This window comes from Flavivirga amylovorans (assembly GCF_030540875.1).
GTDB lineage: Bacteria > Bacteroidota > Bacteroidia > Flavobacteriales > Flavobacteriaceae > Flavivirga > Flavivirga amylovorans.
Genome location: NZ_JAUOEM010000007.1, coordinates 1 through 24,536 on the forward strand (window position 1 = coordinate 1; position 24,536 = coordinate 24,536).

General features: G+C 35.3%; 16 protein-coding genes and 1 tRNA gene. 3 read left to right on the forward strand and 14 right to left on the reverse strand.

Annotation, left to right across the window (positions count from 1 at the left end; translation table 11 throughout):
* Positions 1-224: 224 nt before the first annotated feature.
* The 4 genes from Q4Q39_RS17635 to Q4Q39_RS17650 all read right to left on the reverse strand — a co-directional run bounded on the left by Q4Q39_RS17635 (position 225) and on the right by Q4Q39_RS17650 (position 4,624).
* A complete protein-coding gene (locus Q4Q39_RS17635) occupies positions 225-731 on the reverse strand; it encodes a hypothetical protein (protein WP_303283891.1) in 507 nt (168 codons plus the stop codon).
* Positions 732-793: 62 nt separating this feature from the next.
* On the reverse strand, positions 794-1,954 hold the full coding sequence (locus Q4Q39_RS17640; protein ID WP_303283892.1) for a GNAT family N-acetyltransferase: 1,161 nt from the start codon (positions 1,952-1,954) through the stop codon (positions 794-796).
* A 69-nt stretch (positions 1,955-2,023) separates the two neighbouring features.
* Entirely contained in the window at positions 2,024-2,509 is a 486-nt protein-coding gene (locus tag Q4Q39_RS17645; protein ID WP_303283893.1) for a DUF1761 domain-containing protein, read from the reverse strand.
* Between the two features lie 90 nt (positions 2,510-2,599).
* A complete protein-coding gene (locus tag Q4Q39_RS17650; RefSeq protein WP_303283894.1) occupies positions 2,600-4,624 on the reverse strand; it encodes a glutamine--tRNA ligase/YqeY domain fusion protein in 2,025 nt (674 codons plus the stop codon).
* A 177-nt stretch (positions 4,625-4,801) separates the two neighbouring features.
* Here Q4Q39_RS17650 and Q4Q39_RS17655 point away from each other — a divergent pair, with 177 nt between their 5' ends.
* The 3 genes from Q4Q39_RS17655 to Q4Q39_RS17665 all read left to right on the forward strand — a co-directional run bounded on the left by Q4Q39_RS17655 (position 4,802) and on the right by Q4Q39_RS17665 (position 5,498).
* Entirely contained in the window at positions 4,802-5,011 is a 210-nt protein-coding gene (locus tag Q4Q39_RS17655) for a zinc ribbon domain-containing protein (protein WP_303283895.1), read from the forward strand.
* The gene (gene folB, locus Q4Q39_RS17660) at positions 5,011-5,373 is read left to right on the forward strand and encodes a dihydroneopterin aldolase (RefSeq protein WP_303283896.1); all 363 of its coding nucleotides are present in this window, start codon (positions 5,011-5,013) and stop codon (positions 5,371-5,373) included. Before Q4Q39_RS17655 ends, folB begins: the two co-directional genes overlap by 1 nt.
* A 54-nt stretch (positions 5,374-5,427) precedes the next feature.
* Positions 5,428-5,498: transfer RNA gene (locus tag Q4Q39_RS17665), tRNA-Cys, on the forward strand.
* Positions 5,499-5,632: 134 nt separating this feature from the next.
* Here Q4Q39_RS17665 and Q4Q39_RS17670 read toward each other — a convergent pair.
* From Q4Q39_RS17670 to Q4Q39_RS17715, 10 genes are all read right to left on the reverse strand, one after another.
* On the reverse strand, positions 5,633-6,328 hold the full coding sequence (locus tag Q4Q39_RS17670) for a LysE family translocator (protein ID WP_303283897.1): 696 nt from the start codon (positions 6,326-6,328) through the stop codon (positions 5,633-5,635).
* A gap of 158 nt (positions 6,329-6,486) precedes the next feature.
* A complete protein-coding gene (locus Q4Q39_RS17675) occupies positions 6,487-7,413 on the reverse strand; it encodes a glycoside hydrolase family 17 protein (RefSeq protein WP_303283898.1) in 927 nt (308 codons plus the stop codon).
* A gap of 18 nt (positions 7,414-7,431) precedes the next feature.
* Positions 7,432-8,994: an MFS transporter gene (locus Q4Q39_RS17680; RefSeq protein ID WP_303283899.1), complete on the reverse strand. Its 1,563-nt coding sequence runs from the start codon at positions 8,992-8,994 to the stop codon at positions 7,432-7,434.
* A gap of 30 nt (positions 8,995-9,024) precedes the next feature.
* A complete protein-coding gene (locus Q4Q39_RS17685) occupies positions 9,025-10,512 on the reverse strand; it encodes a glycoside hydrolase family 30 protein (RefSeq protein ID WP_303283900.1) in 1,488 nt (495 codons plus the stop codon).
* A gap of 18 nt (positions 10,513-10,530) precedes the next feature.
* Entirely contained in the window at positions 10,531-11,820 is a 1,290-nt protein-coding gene (locus Q4Q39_RS17690) for a glycoside hydrolase family 17 protein (protein ID WP_303283901.1), read from the reverse strand.
* Between the two features lie 10 nt (positions 11,821-11,830).
* On the reverse strand, positions 11,831-15,289 hold the full coding sequence (locus Q4Q39_RS17695) for a 1,3-beta-D-glucan phosphorylase, GH149 family (RefSeq protein ID WP_303283902.1): 3,459 nt from the start codon (positions 15,287-15,289) through the stop codon (positions 11,831-11,833).
* Positions 15,290-15,395: 106 nt separating this feature from the next.
* Positions 15,396-18,692, reverse strand: coding sequence for a PKD domain-containing protein (locus tag Q4Q39_RS17700; RefSeq protein ID WP_303283903.1), 3,297 nt, complete (start codon positions 18,690-18,692; stop codon positions 15,396-15,398).
* Positions 18,693-18,708: 16 nt separating this feature from the next.
* Entirely contained in the window at positions 18,709-19,551 is an 843-nt protein-coding gene (locus Q4Q39_RS17705; protein ID WP_303283904.1) for a glycoside hydrolase family 16 protein, read from the reverse strand.
* 33 nt (positions 19,552-19,584) lie between these two features.
* On the reverse strand, positions 19,585-21,060 hold the full coding sequence (locus tag Q4Q39_RS17710; protein ID WP_303283905.1) for an immunoglobulin-like domain-containing protein: 1,476 nt from the start codon (positions 21,058-21,060) through the stop codon (positions 19,585-19,587).
* A gap of 12 nt (positions 21,061-21,072) precedes the next feature.
* Positions 21,073-24,252: a glycoside hydrolase family 2 TIM barrel-domain containing protein gene (locus tag Q4Q39_RS17715; protein ID WP_303283906.1), complete on the reverse strand. Its 3,180-nt coding sequence runs from the start codon at positions 24,250-24,252 to the stop codon at positions 21,073-21,075.
* Positions 24,253-24,536: the final 284 nt, after the last annotated feature.

Genomic DNA, 24,536 nt, shown 5'->3' on the forward strand with positions numbered 1-24,536 from the left:
AAAGGGAAATAAAGTCTAAATCACATATTGAGACTAGAATCTCTGAGCGCTTGTCATAGTTTACTTTATTTCCTTTCTCTTTCTTAAATTTATAAAAAACAAATCTAAAGGAGCGCAGTCGAAACCTCCTTTATTTAATAAGGTGTTTTTAGTTCTCGACTGCGCTCGAACAGACATTTAATTTTTATTTACCTTTTTAGATGATCTCCTTGCTTTTTTTAACCCTATAACTTTTTATACTCAGGTTGTTCTTTCTTTTTTTCGAGGTCACCATCATCATTACTCAGTACTCTTCCTGGAAATGTTAAAGCGGTACTTGCAAACGTTGTTCCAAAATTAATATGTGCATGATACACTTGACTAACAGCATCTTTTACTTGGTGTTCAGATAATTCCTTTAGCGGATGAATAAATACAGACCATAAAACACCATCTGAAACAGCATATTTAACATCTAAAGCCGTGTGGAAATTTGCAACTAAGGCCGCTTTAATTAGTTCATCACTCAAACTATTTGAATCTGCAATTGGAGACATGATTCGCATTCTATTATGATTCGTATCTGTAATACTTATAAGTGGAGTTTCTTTAACAAAAAATTGCCAGGCTCCAGGATTTCCTTGAATGGAATCACTAACAGATATATAAATTTTACTGAGTTTTTCGTTATTCATATCCTGAGAAAAAATGCAGAATGGAAGGAATAATAAAACGAACGTTAGTGTTTTCATAATATTTATTTTATAAGGGTTATGTCGAAAAAATAAACATATCCAAACAAAAGCAATCCAATTTAGTTTTTGAATGGGTGTCGCTCTTTCCAATCTTGAGTTGGATTCATAAGTCCGAAGATAGCTTTTAAGATCGTATTCATAAACGTATTGGTATGTTTTAAATATACCAACATAGCCTTTGGCTTTGCTCCTATAGAGCTTTTAATTTCCATCGCAGTTCTAGCATATACTATTGATGAAAATTTATTTTCAATCCCAAATTTCACCATATCGTAAAGCATGTTTAGATATAACTGATTTGAATATTGGTGCTCTTTATCATAACCTAGAAAATAAGTTTCTAAGTTTTTACCATTTAAAATTAATGTATAGAACCCTACCAATTTATCCTCTAAATAATAACCAAATACTTTAAAATGCTCATCTAAATTTTGTTTTAAAATATAGAAATGTTTTTCTGGTAGAATAAAGGTGTTAAACTTCGCATTATTAGAAACATTTAAATATAAACTATGTAATTTTTTTGAATAGGCTTCAATAGATTTCAGGTCTAATTCTATACATTGTATGGTTCCTAATTTCTTTTTTGCTCGTTTACATCGATCTCGATACTTTTTATTTAAATCTGCTGTATAATCTTCAATTTTCACCCAGTTAGAGCGTGTAGACATAATCATATTAGGTTGGACAAACACGTCATGCAATTTATGAGCATTAAAAGAATCCTTATTTTTATGAATAGGATCTTCAATAAAAAAATCTTTAAGCATGATCGCTCTTATTTTTTTTCCTTGAGTCTCTCTTATTTTTATTCTTAACGTATCTAATTTTTCAAAAATAACGTTGAAAAAATCTGATTGTGTCATGTCGTTTTCATCAAAAAACAAAGCGTGCTGCCCCGTATGTGTTAGGTTTCCAACAACTAATATATTTCCTTTAAGGATTTTTGAAATGATATTTTGAAAAAACTCTTTTAAACAGGACACTTTTGTTTTTCTAAACATGTCTTTTAGGTACAATTGTACGCGTTGAATAATAGCAACACCAACTAAAAGGTCGTCATTAAAAACGCCAACGTAAAAAAGCTGAATATTATCTGGAGACGCTTCTTCTAAAGCTTTTAAATAACTTGTTTGTAAAAAGATATCATGCTTTACAAATGCATCCCAACCTTCGGGAAGGTTGTTAGCAGAATAATAAATGTGAGATGTTTTATTCAAAAGGAATAATAAAAAAGACTGAAAATTACAGTTTTCAGTCTTTAAATATGTTAAAACTTTACAAAATGATTATTTCCAGCCACAAATAATAGCTCCCATAACGCCTAAGGTTACAATCCAATAACCACTATTAATAAAAATATATTTAGCTCCTTTTCGTTCAAATAAAGCGTTTGTTCCTATAATAGGAAGTGCAATAAAAACACCCGCTATAACACCATGTAAGGCACCATGTTTGAAGGTTCTAAAAGCATCACCATAATCATTCATTAGAGCTTCATAAGATGGTAATGCAACAGAAGGATCACCACCAACTAGACTAAAAACACCCATTTGATGAATTACAATACTAGGAAGTGCTGTAGCTAATAAGAAAGCGAATAAGAGTGCTAAGCCAAAAATCTTAGCCATATTCCCTCCCTTTACTTGTTCGTCTGTCATACCTGCTGCTTGCATCCAAGCATTACCAAACACTTTTGGGTTGTACCAAATAAATCCGACAACTAATGCCGAAACTGCAGCAACAATTATTGCTGGAAAGTTTAAAAATTCCATAATAAATTAGTTATAGTTAGAATATAAATATAAATAAAATTATAACACAATCATCATTTTTAGTGATTTATGGGGTTTTCAAATTATGTTTTAAATGGCCTCAGACTCAGTTACTAACAATGGATTTTTGTCTTCTAGAGCTTTAGTAATAAAATTATTTATAGCGTCATTTTTCACTTGTCCATTTTCTAATAATACACCCAAAGTAAGCACTACTGCGATTCTGGTTCCCACCTTTTTAGCTGCGGTATTAAATAAAGGCTCCAGCTCTTCATATGTTACATTTTTAGCAAGCTCTTGAATCTCAGCTTTTATTTTTTGTTGTTTTATTTCCGGTAAGTTTGTGTACTTTTTTCCTAGTTGTTGAATAATATCAATCGGTTTTCGTTTTGGTTGCTGCGATTTGTTGTTTTGTTGTTTTTGATTAGAATTATTTTGAGCCGGTTTGCTTCGACTATGCTCAGCACGGGTTTGTTTAGCCCAAGAATCACGTAACCCAACAGTCTTGTTAAATATAATTTTTTCTGAAGTAGTATCGTCATCCACATTAAAATACCCCAATCGTTGAAATTGAAACCTGTCTCCTATTTTAGCATCTGTTAAACTTGGCTCAGCAAAAGCTTGAATAATTCTTAAAGAGCTTGGATTTATAAAATCCATAAAGTCTTTATCTTGATGACTATCTGGAGCTTCGTCCATAAATAAACGATCATATTCTCTAACTTCTGTTTTTATGGCGTGCTTAATGGATACCCAGTGCAAGGTTCCCTTTACTTTTTTGGAAGTGTCTTCGGAATAGATACAATGGATTTCTATAATATTCCCATCGGTATCTTTTTTAACACTTTCAGCTTTAATTATATATGCGTTTTTAAGACGAACCTCACCTCCTAATTTCAGTCTAAAAAATTTATTACCAGCTTCTTCTTTAAAATCATCTTTTTCAATATATAGCTCGCGAGAGAAAGGCACCTTTCTAAAACCAGCACGCTCATCTTCTTGATTATTTTCAGCGTCTAACCATTCTTCTTTATCTTCAGGATAGTTAGTAATTACTAACTTTACGGGATCAAGAACAGCCATTACTCGTGGTGCTGTTTTATTCAAATCTTCCCGAATACAGAATTCTAAAAGAGACACATCAATAATATTATCTCGTTTTGCAACACCAACAGTTTCTACAAATTTTCTAATAGCATTTGGCGTATAACCGCGACGGCGTAAACCAGAAATAGTAGGCATACGTGGGTCATCCCACCCGCTTACAACACCATCATTAACTAATTGAAGTAACTTACGCTTACTCATAATTGTGTAGCTCAAGTTTAAACGAGCAAATTCCCGTTGCTTAGGTCTAATAAGCGATGTGTCTACGACCTGATCTAAAAACCAATCGTAAAGCTCTCTGTGAGGCTTAAACTCTAAAGAACATAGTGAATGCGATATTTGTTCTATATAATCGCTTTCTCCATGAGTCCAATCATACATAGGGTATATACACCAATCGTTTGCTGTTCTATGATGATGTTTTTTTAAAATACGATACATAATCGGATCACGCATGAGCATATTTGGGTGCTGCATATCTATTTTAGCGCGAAGTATATGTGAACCTTCCTCAAATTCACCGTTTTTCATACGTTCAAATAAATCTAAATTTTCAGCAACACTCCTATTTCTAAAAGGCCCATCAACACCAGGTTGGGTTGGTGTTCCTTTTTGTTCTGCCATAGCTTCACTAGATTGTGAATCTATATAGGCTTTTCCTTCTTTTATAAGAACAATGGCCCAATCATAAAGTTGTTGAAAGTAGTCTGAAGAAAATAATTCTTTATCCCATTTGTAACCTAACCAGGCAACATCTTCTTTAATAGCATCTACATATTCCTGCTCTTCTTTTGCTGGGTTTGTATCATCAAAACGAAGGTTAACAGGAGCGTTATATTTTTCGCCCAAACCAAAACTAATACCAATGGCTTTTGTATGACCAATATGTAAGTAACCATTGGGTTCTGGAGGAAATCTAAAACGCAACGCGTCTTTTGATATACCATTAGATAAATCTTCTTCTATAATTTGCTCAATAAAATTGAGTGGTTTTCTTTCTTCAGACATTTTTCTGATTTATTTCAACTAAATAAACCCCAAAATTACGGAAATTCGAGTTATTTTAGCCCAATACTAAAAACATTTGGAAATACTATTTGGGATCATATATTTAAGAAGCGTAACAAACTTTTAATTACACAGACTTATAATGTGTATAGTAATAACTTCATAACTATTTAACCCATGCAAAATTTAAAATATGAGTGTCCAAAATGTCATAGTAAAGCTTATAAAATAGGTCAGATGAGAGCAACAGGAGGAACATTTTCTAAGATTTTTGATATACAAAATCAGAAATTTACTTCTGTTACATGCGAACGTTGCACTTATACAGAATTTTACAAAACCAAAACGAGTGCACTAAGCAACGTTTTTGATTTCTTTACAAATTAATGGGTATTATAAAAGTTGAAAATATTAGGGTATTTGCCTATCATGGTTGTCTTAAAGAAGAAACTAAAATAGGAAGTGATTATCGTGTTGATCTGGAGGTTAAAGCTGATTTACAAAATTCGGCAAAGACAGATAGGTTATCTGATACGGTTGATTACGTGTTTTTAAATCGAATTATTAAAGAGGAAATGGAAGTTCCTTCTTATTTGCTTGAAACAGTAGCTAGGCGTATACTTGATAGAATTTTTAATGAAGATAAATTGGTGAAAAAAGCAACGGTTTTAGTAAGTAAATTAAACCCACCTATTGGAGGCGATGTTGAAAGGGTAACGATAAAAATGACCGATAAGCGTAAAAAGTAATTTAAAGTAAGGATAAGTTATATTTTTTTTTACTTTTGTATTCCATTTATAAATGGCGTCGTGGCCGAGTGGCTAGGCAGAGGTCTGCAAAACCTTCTACAGCGGTTCGAATCCGCTCGACGCCTCAAACGAACCTTCAAGTTTCTCTTGAGGGTTTTTTTATGATAAATTTTTAGAAAAAATTAATTAAAGAAAAGCAAAACCTTCTATCCAGATTTATTTTTCGAATCCGCTCGACGCCTCAAAAAAAGCTTTCAGATTATTCTGGAAGCTTTTCTTTTATAGGGGTTATTTGTTCTAACTTTTCTTTATTTTTTTCATATGCTTCAGGAAACAATCCCTGAACAAATAACAAAATTCCAAAACCTAAAATAACCATGGCAATTACTTTTTTGGTTTTAAAAATAAGTCGTGGTGTTAATTTTGCTTTTAATCTTTTGGCTACCAAGATTTTAATTAGATCCGTAACAAAATAAGATATTATCATGGTAACAATAAAAACAATATCGCCGTTTTCTGATGTTGTTAATGTATCTCCCAATACCATGAAACCTAGCCAACCAATTAGAACACCAATATTTATAAAATTAAGTAAGAAGCCTTTTATAAAAAGCTTGCCATAGTCTTTTTGAATTTCAACTTTGTGATATTCTTTAACGATTGCCCTAAAAGATTTTGATGTTTTTATGAAGGAAATGACGCCATAAACAATTAATAAAACACCTCCAAAAACTAAAAAACTCGGATCGTTACTAATTTTCCCCCTTAAGTTATTGGTACTATAAAAAGCGATAACAATAAAAATAATATCGGCAAGAACAACACCTAAATCGAATATTAAAGCACTTCTAAAACCTTTTGTGGCACTTGTTTCTAAAAGCACAAAAAATACAGGACCAATAGTAAAGGCTAGTATTATTCCAAAGGGAATGGCGGTTAAGACATCATCAAACATAACTTAAGTGAAGGTTTATACAAAGTAAAGAAATATTTTGTAACTAATATAAGTATGATAGCCACAAATAACAAAAGGGTGTGATAGTAAAATCACACCCTTTCTTAGCGAATCAAACAAACTAAATACTTATGAAACGGCTATTTCTTAGTTTATACCTATACAGAGGTTTTGTTTTTATTAAAAAGTACAGGAGTTGAATAGAATTTGGGTTTTTCGTATTTATCCCATAATCCCCAAAATGCACCAACATCTCCTTCATCTCCTACTTTCCACGATTCATCAAATGATGAAAAATAAAAAATATCGATATCGTCTTGTTTAGACCATTGTTGGGTATTGATAAAGTACGTTATCGCGTTTATAAATGAAGGTAAAGCACCATTTAAGCCCTCACCTTGGCTAGGCCATCCGGTTTCAGATATAATAACCTTTTTACCATTGGCTGCTTTTACGGCTTGGTTAAACATATCTTTCATATAGATCAATGAATATTCGATATTACACCCTTCCCAGTAAGGATAACAATTGGCCAAAATAACATCGCATGCTTCTGTTATTTTTGGTCGTTGTGTAAATTCGTAGTAAGCATCTACATAGCCAACAGGAGTATCAGGAATTTTATTTTTTACATGGTAAATGAAACCCAAAAGCTCATCTTCTTTTAAATCACCTCTATACATCACTTCGTTTCCAACTGCAGCAATATCTACATAACCCTCTTTTGCAAGTTTTATAAGCCCAGATATTTCTTTTTTGTTTATTTCAGTGTCATCACCTAACCATGCTCCTACTAAGGTTTTAATACCGTACTCTTTAGCAATAACAGGAATTAATTCATTGCCGTCTGTACAGGAGAACGATCGGATCCATTTGGTATAGGGTTTTATAATTTCCATACGGCGCCTAATTTGCTCAACATTTATTTGGTCTCCAGGTGACTGCCCTTCTTCGTAAGGACTAAAGCATAATCCATGCATGCCACTTTTAAGGACTCTCTTAAATGTATTCTGTAACCCTTTTATTGTTTTGTTTTCTAGGTTAAGGCCAGATAGGGCCATAATTTTATCTGATCTGTACGACATAGTTTGTTGATTTTATATTTATAGTTCTCCTCTCCTTCTTACTAACTCTGCTTTAATCTCTCTTGCTCTTTTTTCATTTAGACTATATTTATACATAATCCAAATAGCTATTCCAGCAGTTAAAGAAGGTATTATTATATCTGCAATTCTTAGGCTATGCATGGTTTCAGCACTTTGAGTTTCAGCATCAGAAATGAAGCCTACTAATTTTAAAACCAGACCACCTAAAAACAAAGCGATAGACTGTCCAATTTTAACCATCCACCAATAAATAGCACCGAAAGTTCCTTCTTTACGAGGCATGCCATTTTCTAGCTCATCTAAATCACATACATCAGCGGTCATGCTCATCATTAAAGTAAACAAACCTCCTAAGCCAAAGGCTATAAATGGTATGGGCATAAAAATTAGCCACGGTGACCCTTGACTTGTATCAATACTAAACCAAGACATACCTACACTCTCTAAAAATGGATTTAAAGATTCAAATAAAGACGCTACACCACTATTTAGAGATTGACCAAATGCTGTTTTGTTGAAGTTTTCATTTAGTCCATTATCGAACCCCCACCATTTTAAGATATAGCCAATTATTGAAATGACTGTTGATATAATAAAGGCTTTTCGTTTCCCCCATTTGTTTGCCATTTTAGAAATAATAGGAATCACAATAAAAGCGGTTATAACTGCTGTGATTGTCGAGAACCAGGCTGGCCATGTGCCGGCATTTGCATAACTTCCATTATACATATAAAATACAATAATATATACACTAAAAGCCGCGACCATTTGAAAACCATTAAAGACTAAGAATGTTGCACCACAAAGCTTCATAAATGGTTTGTTTTTTGAGACCTGTTTAATACCATCCCATAAATCTTTAAGGTTTGAGGCTAGTGTTTTAAACGTAATTTCTTTTCTGTTTTCCATATTTGCAGAGTCAATACCTCTACAGAAAATAGCAGGTAGTAAGCCTAAAATAACACAAGCAATACCTACAATTATGGATAGGTGTCTTACTCCTACAGCTTGCGATTCATATATTTGAGGATCGGCAATGATTACCCAAAACCAAGGCACAATCATCCAGGCAATTTGACCCATAGTGTTTGAAAAAGCCATAAGTCTGGTACGCTCATTATAATCTGATGTCATTTCATAACCCAGACCTACTAACGGCGTAGCATACATCGTATTACCAGCTAAAAATAGTATGGATAGTATAAGAAAATACCAGAAATTATACATTTGAGAATTTTCAGGTGACATTTGCCATGATAAAGCAAATAATATTCCGCTTAAAATAGCGCCAATAAATATATAGGGTCTTCGTCGCCCCCATTTTGACTTTGTATTATCAGAGATGAATCCCATAATAGGATCTGAAAGCGCGTCAAAAAGTCTTGGAAGTGCTCCTAATATTCCTGCATAAAGCGGATCCATTCCAAAAGCGGTAAGTAAAAAGAACATAAAGAACCCTAAGGCACCTGGTAATAAATTAAGAACAAAGTGACCAGCTCCAAAAGCGGCTTTTTGCCCTATTGGTACTCTATCTTTCGCTGCAGTTTTTATATTTGACATATCTTAGCTAATTAGTTAGTTAAACTTCATTTAGTTAGAAATTACAATAGTTTGAATGGCTTTAGCGTCTATTGCAAATTCTTTTACTTTTCCATGCATCGACAGGTTAATACTTTTAGGGGTTTCGGTTTCATTAAAAGTCACAACAACGATAGATCCATCAGGGTTTTGAGCTGCTGTAACCATAAGTTCTTCATCTGAGTTTTCAAGTCCGATAATTTTTGCTCCGGGTCTGATATATTTGCTAAAATGAGCCATTGTGTAATAAATAGGAGTGAAGTAAACCTCATCGGCATCTGGATCAACAATTACTGGAGCTACACACCAGTTCTCAAACCAGTTAGGCCCTCCTTGACGGTCTAAGACCATATTCCAATCTACCCAACCATCTACCCAATTGTTCAGGCACCCAATGATATCTCTGGCATATCTATTTACCGGTGCATATTTGGGGTGTAAATGTTTTTCTTCTTCCGATGCCCAATCCCATCCCCAATCGGTTGCTTCTTTGCTCCAATACCAGGCATCGTCTTTCCATTTTGGGACTTCAGAATCTACACAGCCCTCAGTTTCTATTAAGAGTTTCTCAGGAGCTTTATTATGGGCATATTGCAAGGCCTCCGGAAAATAGTCATAAGTACTTTCATACCAGTGTATAGCCGTGCCATCAAAGTATTTTGAGGAGGCTTCATCTCTGTACATTTCATCTACCCATTCTTTTAAACCTGCTCGGTTTTGATCGTAGCCTAAAATAATTTTATCGCCATATCCGTCATGTTCTAATTTTGGCCCTAGGTGAAACTGGACAAAGTCTGTCATCTCTTTGGGAGAAAAATGCATGCTCTCCCAATTATTACCATTTCCATGAGGTTCATTTTCAACCGTAAATCCCCAAATATCAATACCTTCGGCTTTATAGGCATCTAGATATTTAGAAAAGAAGAGTGCCCAGGTGTCGTAATACTCTGGAAGCAATTTACCACCAACCCAACTGTTATTATCTTTCATCCATGGTGCCGCAGACCATGGAGACGCAAATATTTTAAACCCATCTTCAGAGATTGCCGAAGCATCTTTTATCACAGGGATTAGGTCGTCCATATCTTCTTCTATGGTAAAATGTTCTAAGTTTTTATCACCTTCTACTGGTGAATATGAATAATTGGATAATGAAAAATCACAAGAATTCATATGTGTTCGTGTAAGCGAATACCTAGCACCTTCTTTAGCAAAATAAGCTCTTAAAATAGTATCACGATTTTCTTTACTTAACTTGTTTAATAGGTAAGCTGATGACTCTGTAAAAGCTCCTCCAAAGCCTGTAATAGTTTGAAAGGTTTGCTCTGGTTTTAAGCGGATGTTTACTTTAATATCTGACTTTTGAAACTCATTAATTTTAGTCAGTTGATTTCCTTTAGCCGAAGTTTCAAAAACGGCAGCTTGCAATTTGTTTTCTGATTCCGTACAACTCATCATCATGAATAAAAGACAGTAGACATAATATTTTAAATGTTTCATAATCATTTACAATAGATTTTAATGTGTAACACTAAACTCTGCATGCGTTGGAGGCACTAAAACCTCTTGCATTAAAGCTTCTTTATTTCCATTGTAGGTTTTTGTTATTGGGTTGCCGTCTCTGGTTAATCCATCGAATATGCCTTTATCAACCATGTCCCATAAGGCATATTTGGCTTGCCCTTTTAGATTAATGAGACCAAAGTGATTTTCTGAGCCCAATTTATTTGCGGCATCTTTCCATTGCTCATCAAAAGCCTCAAAATAGAAGCAGGAGATGTTTGTTTTATTAGTCCAGTCTCTCATCAATTCATGATAACGCCCAGATTTATATTCGTCTGTAGCTCTAGACCCCTTTTTACTATAGTGTCCATTTGAGAGGGTTGCCCATCCTGTTTCTCCAATATGAATAGGTTTGTTTATTCCTAAACTGTTTACATAGCTTGAAACACTGTCGTATTGTGTTTTGGAAAAATTAAGTGCCCGCTGCATAGCTGATTCAATTTTTTCGTCATCAGACAGGTTAGATTCATCATCAGGAGCTAACCAAAACTCAGGGTTATAATGGGTATTGTGCATTGGGTAGGTATGCATGGAAATATAATCTACGGCTTTAATTAGTTTTTCAAGGTCTTCTGTGTGATAGCTTGCGTCTCCACCACCCCAAGAAGAAAAATCATCTGAGCTGGTTATCCATAAAGACTCTGGAAGCTCTCCAGATGTCTTTAATCCTTGCAGATGGGTTACCCATTTTAAAATGACATTGGGGCGAACAAAGTAGCTTGTTGCCCAATTTACCATAGCTTCGTTTCCTACAGCAATAATCTTTACAATATCTGGGTATGTTTTAGCCAATGCGACTGCTCTTTCAATTTCGGCTGCATTGTTTTCGCTTTCAACGTCATGGTTGGGTGCTTTATCAGTCCATGCGTTCTGGCAATCAATCCAGGCACCTAGCATCACATACATTTCAAAAGTTGGGTCGTCGCTTTTTAATTCTCTTATGGCTTTTAATATGTTTGGAGCTTGTTGCAGTTGTACATTGTAAGTACGTAATATTTTAATTCCCATAGCTGCTAAAATTTTCATGTCTTCTTTTAGCTGAGGTATTGTTGGTTGAATATCTCGGGAGACTTGTCTGTAACCTCCATATGAAATGGCTAAATACTCCGGGTTTCCTAAAATATCTGCTGCAGTTATATGTTTTTCTTCAGTCACTTTTTTTATTGCTTTTTTAGACTTATTTGCACATCCTATTGTGGCAATTAAAATGGTTAGTAATAAGAGTCTTTTTAACTTTGTTTTCATCGGTTTGCTTTTATCTTTTTAGCAATACATTTATTTGAGTTACTTCACCTTTTCTTTGGAAAATTGATTTCGATATTTCTGAGATAAGGCTTAAATTATCAAAGTTCAATTGTCTATTATTATTAAAAAAGACTTGTAAGCTATCTTTATTTGAAAGCTGATATTTGATAGGAACTTGGCAGTAGGTAAAGCAAAGTGTATCTGCTTCCAATAACATTTCCCATTCCATCTTTTTAACATCTGTATAGGTGAAAGTTTTCGGGGTTTTTAAAAATTCTTCTTTACGTAATAAACGTGGGTTAAATGTGATACGGCCATTGTTTACAAAAACACCAAGTTCACCAAACCTGTTTAATACATCTTCTTTAACCTGACCGGTCATTCCTGGTTGTTGAGCACCTTTGGTCGCTGGTGTATGGGAATATGGGTCGGTTGGAAATGCACCATAAAGCTCAGGCGACTTATGTACGCCAATACCAGCGTTTATTTCATAATAATGATCTAAAAGCTTTCCGATGAGTTTTTCGTTTTGACTGGTGTTTATTGCCTGTAAACAATTTTCCTGAACAGCTAATAATAACTTAGATACCATGTGCCAGTAAATAGACCCTAAACCTTCGTAACCAAAAAATGTTCCTGAACGCCCGGTGAATGATTTATGATCGAAAATTTCTTCAAAAATGGTTAGTAGCAGTTTGGTGTCTTTTTCTACAAGAGGTTCGTAACTGTCTTTTGGTAAATTTTCTAGAGCTTCTTTTAAACTGTTAGCGTTATTGAAGTTACCATTAAAATGATACCCACTTAAAACATCTTTTTCAACGATATGACTGTTGCCATCTTCTATTAATTGCTTTAATAAATCTGATTGTTCTACTTTTTCAGACGGAATATTATTTTTCTTATCAAATCGAGGTAATTCTTTGTCTGGGTATAAAACATAACTGTATTGATCGTCTCTAAAGAGCGCACTATTTTTTAAGCAATTTAATAGATCTAAAGCTTCTTTTGGAGACAAATAACCAGAGCTTAAAGCAGCTACTTGTCCTTCTAACATTTCTGGTAAATACGAGATGGATACTTCTTCGTCATTTTCAACCGTCATTAAGTTATAGGCATGGAACATATTATCCTTTCGCTTATTAGCATCAATAGTATGTTGTAAATAGTTTTTTGTTATTGCTATAAAACTTAAAATTGCCGATCGGGTTATAACGGTTTTGTTACTTGTAAACCCTTCTTCATAAATGGTATTTCTATACTTACTTCCTGCTGAACCTAAACCATCCAGAATAGTCTTTCTGTCTTTATTTGATACGTTTCCTGAAAGTGTGTGTTTATTTGTTTCTAATGTTGATACAATCTCATCAAAGAAGATTTTTAATGCTTCAGATATTTCGATTTGTTTTGTTTCGGATTTTTCAATAATGTTTTCGAAGAAATTTAAAAAGCGATATAAATAGTATAGAGTGACCATAGATACGCCATTACCTACTAAGGCATTATTAGCGTCGTTCCATTCTGGCCGTTGTGTGTTTAGCCAAATACCACCTTCGGGAATAAAATTAGACACTTTGGCTAATACCGTAGTGATTAATTTTTCAATTAAATTGACTTTGTAAATGGCATCTTTTTTATCTCTTAGCAATGCACCATCTGCTCCTAATTTTTGTTTAGCTTCATTAATTTTTGCATCTAACTTGTGGTCAAAATCAATAGTGTCTTTTGGATTAATGAGTGTATCCTGATAACTTTTAATTTTATAAGGTACATTGGCATAAACAAAAATATCCTGATCAAAGCGCGCTTCAAGTTTTCCGGGATAATGGTCTTCTATAAATTCTAGAAACTTTAAAAGGTAAATGATCTGATGATCGCCCCAATAGCCAATATAAGACCAAGGGTCGTTCTCTTCAATAACTTCCCAATCGAAGCCATCTTTTGTGACGCGATATGGGTTATAGCCTTCAAATGTGGTAGCATTTAAAAACTTATGAATCATACTCTCTATAAATTCTGGGTATGAATGTGCAAGTGCCTCCCAATTTTGAAAAATATCCCGCCAGTTGCCTTCGTAGTCTAATATTTTAGAACCATCAATTTCGCTATGTGTATTTATCGAAAACTTATTCCAAGGTCTGCTAGGGTCACCGTGTCTTCTACTAAATTTTAATGGCAAGTACTCAAAACTAAGTCGCTTAAAGACATCATCTACGTCTTGTTCTGCAAGATTCTTTAAATAATTAAGTGTGAACGTTTCAGGTAAGTTTTTTAACTGATCTTTCTTTTTATTAAAAAAGGATTTATTAGCCTTGGCTATATATTTTATAAAATCAGTTTTTTCAATAGTATAACCATCATCAAAAATACCACCACGCATAATATTAAATAGTGTGTTTGAAAAATGCCTAGTGTTGATTAAAGGATCTGCGGTTAGTTGTAATCCATCTGAAGCACTTGTTAACTGAATTAAGTTTTTAGTTCCGGCATCAATATCTTTTTGAATAAGACGAGTAATATCTTTTTCGTTTTTAATGATTTTTGAAACCTTAACAATATCTGAAATGGACTGATTAACATTCGCTACAAACATCCAATTTTTTTCTGCTCCTGCATCTAATGTTATTTCGGCTGAGACAAAATAAGCGCCTTTCTCTGCTTTAATGTCAACTTCCTGATGAATGTCTTGACGTTTTCTAAAATTGTCTAATTGTAGTGAGGACAATAAATGAGTAGGATTTTGAAGCCCTGCAGACCATACCGTGTTAGCTTTTAAAGCTTCACTTGGTTCTGCTTTATCAACAATAACAGCACTTAATGCATAAACACCCAAGCCAACTTCTATCTGTAATTCACTCTTTTTGTAGGCATCTACTAAATTACTTCTACCGCTTTGTGTATCGGCGGTTACGCTTGCGGGTAAAATATTTTGTAATCCATCTAAAACATTAACATTAATTTTAAAATCAGAATTATTTATTAACGTTGATTTTTTTACAAATCCAAATTCATTGCTAGTGTTCCAATGGTATCTGTATGTTAAGCCTAAATCAAGGTTATTCTCTTCAAAAACAATTTTATTCCCATATATATTCTTGTACAGGTTTGTTTGGGTCTTGTAAATACCCATCTGGCGAATAGAAAATGGTTCCCATATGTGTGGCTTTCCATTTTTATGTATCTGGAAAATAGCCTTACTTCCAGTAATTTCCGATGATTCGGTTATTTTATCATCTGTATAATAAGGAAATAATGAAAACTCCGCATTCTTTCTTCCAGCAGTTAAGCCCCCGTTGCTTGAAATAAACATCCAGTGATTAGAATCGCTGACTATGCTCATAAAGAAAGAGCGCATCGCATCACTATTAGAAATTTTATAATAGGTTTCATTTTCAAAGCTCACATAGTCCCCTTTTATACTACTCATATGATTTGAAATTTTAGGTTCATCTATAAAAACTGTACTATTCATTTAACTTTTTTAAAGTTTGTTTTAATAAAAAGGCTAGCTAGTGGATCACATTTGTGCTAGCCTTTTTTTATTTACACTATGTTTTTTTATGCTTCTTGAACTAATCTTATTCAAGTCTTATATCATCGAAATAATAGGTTTCTTCTGAATCTGTAAGGGTACCATCTGTACCGTCTGGGTTATCTGGTTTTACAACCAGTTGATTAAGTCCGGTATTATTACCAGGGATGCCCGTAAATACTACCTCTACCTCAGTCCAAGTATTGGCCTGTGTTATGGTTCTATATTGTGGTCCTGGGTTTCCTGAACCTGGAGGTTGAGGATCGCTATTTACTTCAAACTTCATAACCACATTTGCTTTGGTTGAATACACTTTGAATTTAAATGTTTTAGTAGCATCAAAATTACTAGGGAAAGGATTTTGGAAACCACCCCATCTATTCGTTCCGTTGCCTTTAACGACTTTCAATACATTATCTGAAGTGTTTATTCCCCCTATTGCAGGGTTTGCTGAAAGCTCTGTCGTAATACTTCCATCGTTAGCAAAGGTGCTAATGAAAGATTCACAGCTTTCAAAATCTACTGGGAATGCTGTCGCAGCAACTGCCGAACCGGAACATCCACCAGTACCACCAGTTGATCCTGACTTATAGAAATATAGGTTATCCATGAAAACAACAGCTGGGTTCACCCCTTTTTGCGCATCAATTTTGAACTGCAAGATTTTAGTAAAATCAACCCCTGTAAAATCAGTTACAGGAATATCATAACTCTTCCATTCACCTTGTGTTAAATTTGGTAAGCCGACCAATAATTCGTTTGGAGGACTTATTGGCGTTATTTCTAATACCGTAGCGTCTGGTGTCCAAACATCGACATGTAAAAATTCCATATCGGAGAAATCCGTATCACCTGCCAATTGCATCCCTATGAATTTCACATTGCTATATTTTATCGCATCGTTACCTTGAATAGCCACCGTTTCGGAAACTAAATCACCTTGCCAATTGGTATCTAAATTGGTACCCGCTATATCCGTATACGTATCACTAAATACTGATTTTACATTCGCAGCGTCCTGAGTTGGTGTTGGTGCCGCCATTGTTGGTTCTGTAGGCGCAGGTCCTGATTTGTAGAAATACAGGTTGTCCATATAGACTACAGCTGGATTCACACCTTTTTGCGCATCAATTTTGAACTGTAATATTTTAGTAAAATCAACCCCTGTAAAATCAGTTACAGGAATATCATAACTCTTCCATTCACCTTGTGTTAAATTTGGTAAGCCGACCAATAATTCGTTTGGAGGACTTATCGGCGTTATTTCTAACACCGTAGCGTCTGGTGTCCAAACATCGACATGTAAAAATTCCATATCGGAGAAATCCGTATCACCTGCCAATTGCATCCCTATGAATTTCACATTGCTATATTTTATCGCATCATTACCAGCTATAGACACAGTTTCAGAAACTAAATCACCTTGCCAGTTGGTATCTAAATTAGTACCCGCTATATCGGTATATGTATCACTGAATACAGATTTTACATTAGCAGCATCTTGAGTAGGTGTTGGTGCTGCCATGGTTGGTTCTGTAGGAGCGGATCCTCCTGATTTATAGAAATATAGGTTATCCATATAGACTACAGCTGGATTCACACCTTTTTGTGCATCAATTTTGAACTGTAATATTTTAGTAAAATCAACCCCTGTAAAATCAGTTACAGGAATATCATAACTCTTCCATTCACCTTGTGTTAAATTTGGTAAGCCAACTAATAATTCATTTGGAGGGCTTATCGGCGTTATTTCTAATACCGTAGCATCCGGCGTCCAAATATCGACATGTAAAAATTCCATATCAGAGAAATCGGTATCTCCTGCCAATTGCATCCCTATGAATTTCACATTGCTATACTTTATGGCATCATTACCTTGAATTGCCACCGTTTCGGAAACTAAATCGCCTTGCCAATTGGTATCTAAATTAGTACCGGCTATGTCTGTATAGGTATCACTAAATACTGATTTAACATTTGCAGCGTCCTGAGTTGGTGTTGGTGCTGCAGTTGTTGGCTCAGTAGATGTACCACCTCCACCATCACCAAAGGAAATATCATCGAAATAATAAGTTTCTTCAGAATCTGTTAAGGTACCGTCTGTACCATCTGGATTATCTGGTTTTATAACCAACTGATTAAGACCTGTGTTATTACCAGGTATTCCCGTAAATATTACCTCTACTTCAGTCCACGTGTTAGCATCTGTTATAGTCGCGTATTGTGGGCCGGGGTTTCCAGAACCAGCAGGTTGAGGGTTGCTGTTTACCTCAAATTTCATAACAGCATTAGCCTTAGATGAGTATACTTTCACCTTAAGTGTTTTGGTCGCATCAAAATTTTCAGGAAATGCATTTTGAAATCCAGCCCATCTGTTAGTTCCGTTAGCTTTAACTACTTTTAATACATTATCTGAGGTGTTTACACCAGCTTTATCCGGGTTGCCTGAAAGCTCAGTAGTTATACTTCCGTCGTTGGCAAATGAGTCTACAAAAGACTCACAGGCTTCAAAATCTACAGGGAATACAGTTGCTGCAACAGGCGTATCTGTACATGCTCCTCCTGTAGTATCTGTTTCAACTTGCTCTAAATTATCGAAGTAAAAAGTTCCTGAGGCTGTGCCTGGGCCATCTACAAAAATCACGAGCTTAGGATATGTTCCCGAATCGGAGAAGTTAAAAGATAATTCTTCCCAACCTGTACCGCCATGATTAACCGTAACTTCGACAAAATCATTTTCTGAAATTTCAAGTTTAAGTAGTACGCTTATTGGAGCGTCTGACCAAAAATCCATTTTTATGGTTTTTTCTGTAGATAGGTCTATTGAAGTTCCTAACTCGAAAGCAATACCTTCAAAAGTAGCTCCGCTATTGGTTAATGCTCCAACTTTTGAAGCATCCGTATTTGACCCTGAAGGATCGGGATTATCTACTATTGCAAAAGAAGCACCACTAAAAGGGTCACCACCATAATTCACATTGTCCGAATCGAATGAGATAGGAAACACAACAGCTTCTGGAATTGCTATCTCGATGTCGTCTTCAAACGTATCAGATGCTCCTGCAACATTTACAGACTTAAGTGCAATAGTGTAAGTACCATTGGTATAAACTTTTACTGGATTAATGAGAGTAGATGTGTCATCATCTCCAAAATTCCATTCATAGGTATTTGCGTTTTCTGATATATTGATAAAGGTTACGGTTCCCGTATTCATATCAACGGTATAACTAAAACCAGCTTCAACTCTTGGTAATACGGCATCATCATCTTCACATGCATTGAAGGATAATGCCAATATCAAAATGGATATATATTTAAATGTTTTTGTTATAGTTTTCATTGTTTTTTATTTTGAGTTAGTTGCTTCTATTATAAACACGTACATAATCTACAAGCATGGTTTGGGGGAATACGGTTTCTGCGTTTGGAGCACCTGGTAATTCTCCTCCAACAGCTACATTTAATATGATGTAGAAAGGGCCTTGATTAAACACCCATTCTCCGGGAACGTCTTCGGGTGTTATCTGATTATACAATACATCATCTACATAAAAATTAATATAGTCTGGCCCCCATTCTATACCGAATATGTGAAAACCTGTATCGAATCTATCGTTGTCTAATATGTATGATTTACTTATAGATTCACCAGCAGAATACCCAGGGCCATGAACGGTACCAAATATCTTAGAAGGTTCATTTCCTAAATATTCCATGATATCTATTTCACCTATTTGTGGCCATACTTCTGTACCGTTAGAATCGTCTCCCAATAACCAAAATGCAGGCCAGATACCTTGTCCGTAAGGTAACCTGATACGAGCTTCAAAACGCCCATAGGTTTGTTCAAACTTTCCTTTAGTTAAAAGTCTTGCTGAAGTATAAGAAGATTGTTCAAATTGTTCTTGTTTTGCCGTTATAATGAGCACACCATTTTGTACTGTAACATTTTCGGTACGGTCAGTATAATATTGTAACTCATTATTTCCCCAACCGTTTTGTCCTGTTCCTATATCATACCCCCAAATGGTTGAATTAGGCGCTCCATCTGTGTCAAACTCATCTGCCATAACGAGTTCTGTGAACGTTGCTACAGTTTGTGTTTCATTAGTTTCACAGCTAGATATCACAAAAAAGGAAACTATCAAGAGCACTGAAATGAATAGCTCTTTTATTTTATATGTATGTTTTTTAGTCATCTTAATTTCTTTTTAAAAGTTATAGTATCTAGCTTATTCTGTGTAGAAGTATATGTTATCGACAATAATGGATGAAAGTGTAAGTCCAGAGACAAATGTTATTGAACCCATATGAGTTCTATTGGCAATACCACCACTAAAATTATTGCCACCTGTTGGGTTTGTAAAATTGTCCAATGATAGATCGAAACTCATCCATGTTCCACTTGTTAATTCGCTTGAAGGTATACTAAGTCCACCACCATTATCAACAAAAGGTTCTATGACACCGTCACTTCCAGCATTAACTAGTTCCACCGTTAATTGATCACCCGAGTCGATTGATTCTTGGATATATAAATCAAAATGTATTCTATTCTGGCTGGTTAGGTTTACCGTCGGGTTTACAAATTGTGTGGTTACAAAACCAAAATCTTGATCAAAATTATTATATAAGAGAATATTGTCATTCCCTAAACTAGCTACACCTCCTGTGGTGCCCTGACCCTGAAAATTTCCGTTGTAAAAATCAACCGGGATATTTGTATAGGCATCACTAAAAATCGATATGACATTGGATTCTGGTAGTGTTGGTGTTGGAGCTGGTTGTAAACTACCATTGGATGTTACTTTTAACGATCCCTTAGCTTCAACACCCGCCAAAACTGCGGTTATGCTTGCTGTACCTTGACTGTTAACTGTGACCAAGCCATTTTCATCTACACTGGCAACACTTGGCTCTGATGACGTAAACGTGAAATAGGCAGGTGCTGTGTTTACTGTTACATTCCTTCCATTTGTATTAAACGTTTGTGTAAGGCCACTTGCTGCCAAGTCTATTTGACTGCCGTTAAAAGATTGTTGTTCTACATCCTGACCGCTTAAAATAACAGGTTGTGGCTGCGCAACTGTTCCTAGTTTTTCAAACTTAACTTCATCTATCCAAAAAGTATATCCTACTTCACTACCTACTGGACCGATACCTCCTGCTGAGTATCTTAATAAACCACGTTCTTGAATCAACTTGGACGGATCTGGGATAGGAATAGTATATTTTACCCAATTTGTTGTTAAGTCTATATTTGTTCTAGTGGTTACGTATTTGTTCTCACCAAAATCTTCACCAAACCCCACTTCTCCTATCGTAACAGCTTGAGAAGCCTTTGCCCAAAACGTTAAGGCATCAAAACCTGATAAATCTCTACCAGAGCCTTCCCCATCGACTCTAAAGATGGCTCCAGCATAATTTCCATCTGGATCGTTTGCATTTGGCACATCAAAACGCATAGATGCAGTACCTTCATAGCTTACTTCATTATCTACAGTCCAGGCTGTGGCTTTTGATCCGATATAAGGAAAATAAAAATCAGTGCCTAAACCAACAGGAGAGTCCGTAAAAATTTCTGCTGTGTTTGGGAATGTTGCAAATACGGCTTCATCGGACAATTCTCTTTCGCAGCTTACTAAAATTGTAAAAATGAATCCTAAAAGGCAGGTCATTTTTGTATATGTAAATTTTGTATTTTTCATCTTAGTCTTATTTTATTTACCAATATTGATGTGTACATATGTTCTAATCTCCCATTCGCTTCCGTTATCAAATCCTACAGGACTTATAGGAGGTATAGCCGGAAATGTGTTTGGAGGAACAGCAGTTGGTGAATATCTTGGTGAGTTTTGATCTAAGGAACGCCAAGTACCACGGAGACCTATTTTAGTATCTGGAAGAATAAACCAATCTGGCTTACCTATGGATGTAGAAATATCGATCATGTTTTGAACCGGGAAAGTCAAGTTGAAATCACGATGGTAATCAAAAGGTCCCCAATCGTTAACCTTGAAACCATATTCTATTTTCCACTTTTTGTATATCATTTTGATGTCACCTCCAAAGCGTTCTATCGTTCTGTCACTATCACCATTTGCCTGAGCGTTGCCTCCATAAAAATTCCCAATAATACCTAAGTCTGGACTTACTTTAGAAACAACACGAGAACTTAATTCCCAGAGGTCTTGTGCAGGTGCAGCCTGTGGAAAAGCAAAAAATGTACGATTTGCTAAAAACCCAATATGTGCATCTTGTGATGTTGGCTGATGTCTAAATACAAAACCTAAGTTAAAAGCAAATTTTGCATCTTCAGCACGATCGTTGTTCCACTCATAAAACCAGGATCCAGGGGTTGGATCGAAGGTTAAGAGTAGTTCTCCTGCTGTGGTTTCTCTGTTACCTCTTACAGCGAATGGGTCGTCTATAAAGTTTCTTAATCTTCCTGGTGCGATTACATCATTAGGCATAGGATCTACTAGAGGTTTTTGCCAAAGGAAATTTGGTGCTATTTGCCAATTTCCAATGCTGTATGTGAAACCAGAAAGTATATTGGTTTGGTTACCACTTCCAGAGTCTTTAAGTTTCCAGCCCGTAAATGTTCTTGTAGCATCTGCGCCTCCATTGGCGACCAATCCCATATATGCAGCTTGTGCATAGAAATTAAACCGTCCTTTTTCATAGGTTATTTTGGCTTTTCCTCCCCAGTTATCATCTGAGTTTATTTTATCTTGATATACTACGTAGTTACCTGGACCACCTGTTACATCTTGAAATGTACTACCGTTAAGAGGACTTCCTCCCCAAATACCTCCTAAGGAGATACCAAAGGCTCCAAAGTCTCTTTCTAAAACTACGGTAGCACGTTCTGTGGGCCAAGGTGGAATAACACCACTTTGTACCTGATTAGCATTTAAAAATCGTAGTCCATTATCATCAAATTCTAGGCTCGTATCTAAATCTCTATGATAAATACCAGTAATATCCCAATGCTTAAAATGAGTTCTGTATTTTAATAATACCGTTGGATTTGCTCCCCACCATAATTGTGGGCCAAAAGCAGCTTTAAGGCCTTTTAAAGACCCTTTTCCATCAATCTCCATTCCCAGAATCTCACCATTGTAAATATCTAAGTTTGGTCCGTAGTTAGCTTCTGGGTATAAGCCAAAGAAATCGCCTTCGTACCCCCAATGGTAGTGGCCGGTTCTGTAAAACCCTCTTACATCTGCCACTTTAGATTTCCATTCAAACTCAGCATTGTACACTCTCACTCTGTTGTTATCTGTAATAATAACTTCTTCGCCGTTTGTATTGGTAACTGTAACTGGTCTACCTACGTTCTCGTAAAATATCTCATTAATAGGGTTTTGTGCTACATTGCCAAGAATATTGAAGTTAACTTCAGCTCTCATGTTTGAGGTGGGATTCCCTTTAACACCAACATAATAAGATTGCATGTGGTCAAAACCAAGCTGATTAGGAAATGCTTCTTCATTTGGATTTGCAGTCTTTGGGGTTGTTAATAAAGAACCTCCTGTACTGAATGTGGTAAATTCAGCTCGTAAATTGCTTAATCGTATTTTACCTGCACTATTTGCTCCAAGTGCCGCCTTATCACCTCTGGCTCTTAATACCGCATCCATTAACTCTATATTGCTGAAATAATTATCAACAAAATCTAAAGTGACATCCTTAGCATAAGGATCTAAACTGTGTGCTTCCTTTAAAGCATAATATGCAGCACGTGGATATAAGTCATATAAACCTCTTTCGTTAGTTGGTCCTTTTGCACAAATTCCAAACCACTCCTCGTTCATGTTGTTTTGTCCTGGCTCTAAATCGAGGTAATAGCCTCCATTGGCCCAAGAAGCGTTATTATCATGAACATCAAGGTTTTTTGTTTGCCCGAACTTCCACCAGCCATCACTAAATTGAAATGTAAAACCTCCTATAGAGTTTCCTGATTTTCCTAAACCAGCAGCATTTTGATAGATTTCCTTCCAGTTTTCTACCATAAAAAAGGCTTGCATCTTTTGATCCTCTTTATTTGTAATGGCATTGAATGCATCAGAACCAAACTCTGTAAACAAGATAGGTTTATTTAATTCGTTTTTAACGCGTTCAAAGGCATCACCAAACGATTTACCACGATACATGTTTACACCATAAATATCGACGTCTTTACATTCTTCTGCTACGATATCGGCAAACAATAAATCTCCATTACAAATGGCTACCGGGTGCGACGCATCAATGGCCTTCATTTTAAGCACAGCATCGTTCATTAATTTATACATAGGTCTTCCGCGCTTTTCACCTACTTCTCGTTTTTTATCTTCTTCATCCGGAAAGTCCTCTGTTTCGGCTCCAGCCCAGAATAGACCATAATTATTTTCGTTCCCAAGCAGGAATAATAATAGTCCGGGAGTATCTTTATAGGTCTTTGCCATTGTTGTTACCTCAGATAAAAGTAATTTCTGAGTGGCTGGATCTCTGTAGTCTGTAACTGCTACCCATGCGCCATTTATGGTTAAACCATATCGACCAAATGAATGGTTGAGCATGGTGTAGATACCATAATTCTCATAGATATACTTTATCCATTTAGGTTGTACGCCTGTGTATTGTCTTATAACATTTACCCCCATGTTTTTTAACAGACCCATTTCGGCATCTAGTGCTGCTTTAATTACAGCATCAGATTGTTTCCATAAGCTATAGGAGTAATTGGTGCCAATTGGAAAGTAATCCCAATTCATACCATTAATCATGAAATCTTTTCCATTAACAACTAATTTCATGCCTTCATCATTACTTACAACGGATACTTCATCTGACTGTGCAAATGCTGTTACCGTAAATAAGAAGAATACTAATCTTAGAAAATTGTTTTTCATAGTTTCAGTTTAAATTATTTGAGTTAGTCATTTTTTATTCAGAGGCATTTACTGGGGGAGATTTCGTAAATGGCCTGAAAGAGACTTTTTAGCTTTTTTAAAATTACTTTATTTAATTGCGAACTTGTCAAAAAACACCTCTACAAAAAACATACATGATAAAAAAAATGATATTTTTTTATTAAAAACTCAGTATTTATTAGGTTTTTTTAAGATTTTATTTCTAAAAAACGAATTTAAAAAAGTAAGAAAAAAGCTCAATGTTGTGGTGTTGTATAGGTAAA

Coding starts and splice junctions, on each gene's coding strand:
- Q4Q39_RS17685 (WP_303283900.1), bottom strand. CDS start 10,512: ATGAAACATTTAAAATATTATGTCTACTGTCTTTTATTCATGATGATG.
- Q4Q39_RS17635 (WP_303283891.1), bottom strand. CDS start 731: ATGAAAACACTAACGTTCGTTTTATTATTCCTTCCATTCTGCATTTTT.
- Q4Q39_RS17670 (WP_303283897.1), bottom strand. CDS start 6,328: ATGTTTGATGATGTCTTAACCGCCATTCCCTTTGGAATAATACTAGCC.
- Q4Q39_RS17645 (WP_303283893.1), bottom strand. CDS start 2,509: ATGGAATTTTTAAACTTTCCAGCAATAATTGTTGCTGCAGTTTCGGCA.
- Q4Q39_RS17705 (WP_303283904.1), bottom strand. CDS start 19,551: ATGACTAAAAAACATACATATAAAATAAAAGAGCTATTCATTTCAGTG.
- Q4Q39_RS17690 (WP_303283901.1), bottom strand. CDS start 11,820: ATGAAAACAAAGTTAAAAAGACTCTTATTACTAACCATTTTAATTGCC.
- folB (WP_303283896.1), top strand. CDS start 5,011: ATGGGTATTATAAAAGTTGAAAATATTAGGGTATTTGCCTATCATGGT.
- Q4Q39_RS17715 (WP_303283906.1), bottom strand. CDS start 24,252: ATGAAAAACAATTTTCTAAGATTAGTATTCTTCTTATTTACGGTAACA.
- Q4Q39_RS17650 (WP_303283894.1), bottom strand. CDS start 4,624: ATGTCTGAAGAAAGAAAACCACTCAATTTTATTGAGCAAATTATAGAA.
- Q4Q39_RS17680 (WP_303283899.1), bottom strand. CDS start 8,994: ATGTCAAATATAAAAACTGCAGCGAAAGATAGAGTACCAATAGGGCAA.
- Q4Q39_RS17675 (WP_303283898.1), bottom strand. CDS start 7,413: ATGTCGTACAGATCAGATAAAATTATGGCCCTATCTGGCCTTAACCTA.
- Q4Q39_RS17695 (WP_303283902.1), bottom strand. CDS start 15,289: ATGAATAGTACAGTTTTTATAGATGAACCTAAAATTTCAAATCATATG.
- Q4Q39_RS17655 (WP_303283895.1), top strand. CDS start 4,802: ATGCAAAATTTAAAATATGAGTGTCCAAAATGTCATAGTAAAGCTTAT.
- Q4Q39_RS17710 (WP_303283905.1), bottom strand. CDS start 21,060: ATGAAAAATACAAAATTTACATATACAAAAATGACCTGCCTTTTAGGA.
- Q4Q39_RS17700 (WP_303283903.1), bottom strand. CDS start 18,692: ATGAAAACTATAACAAAAACATTTAAATATATATCCATTTTGATATTG.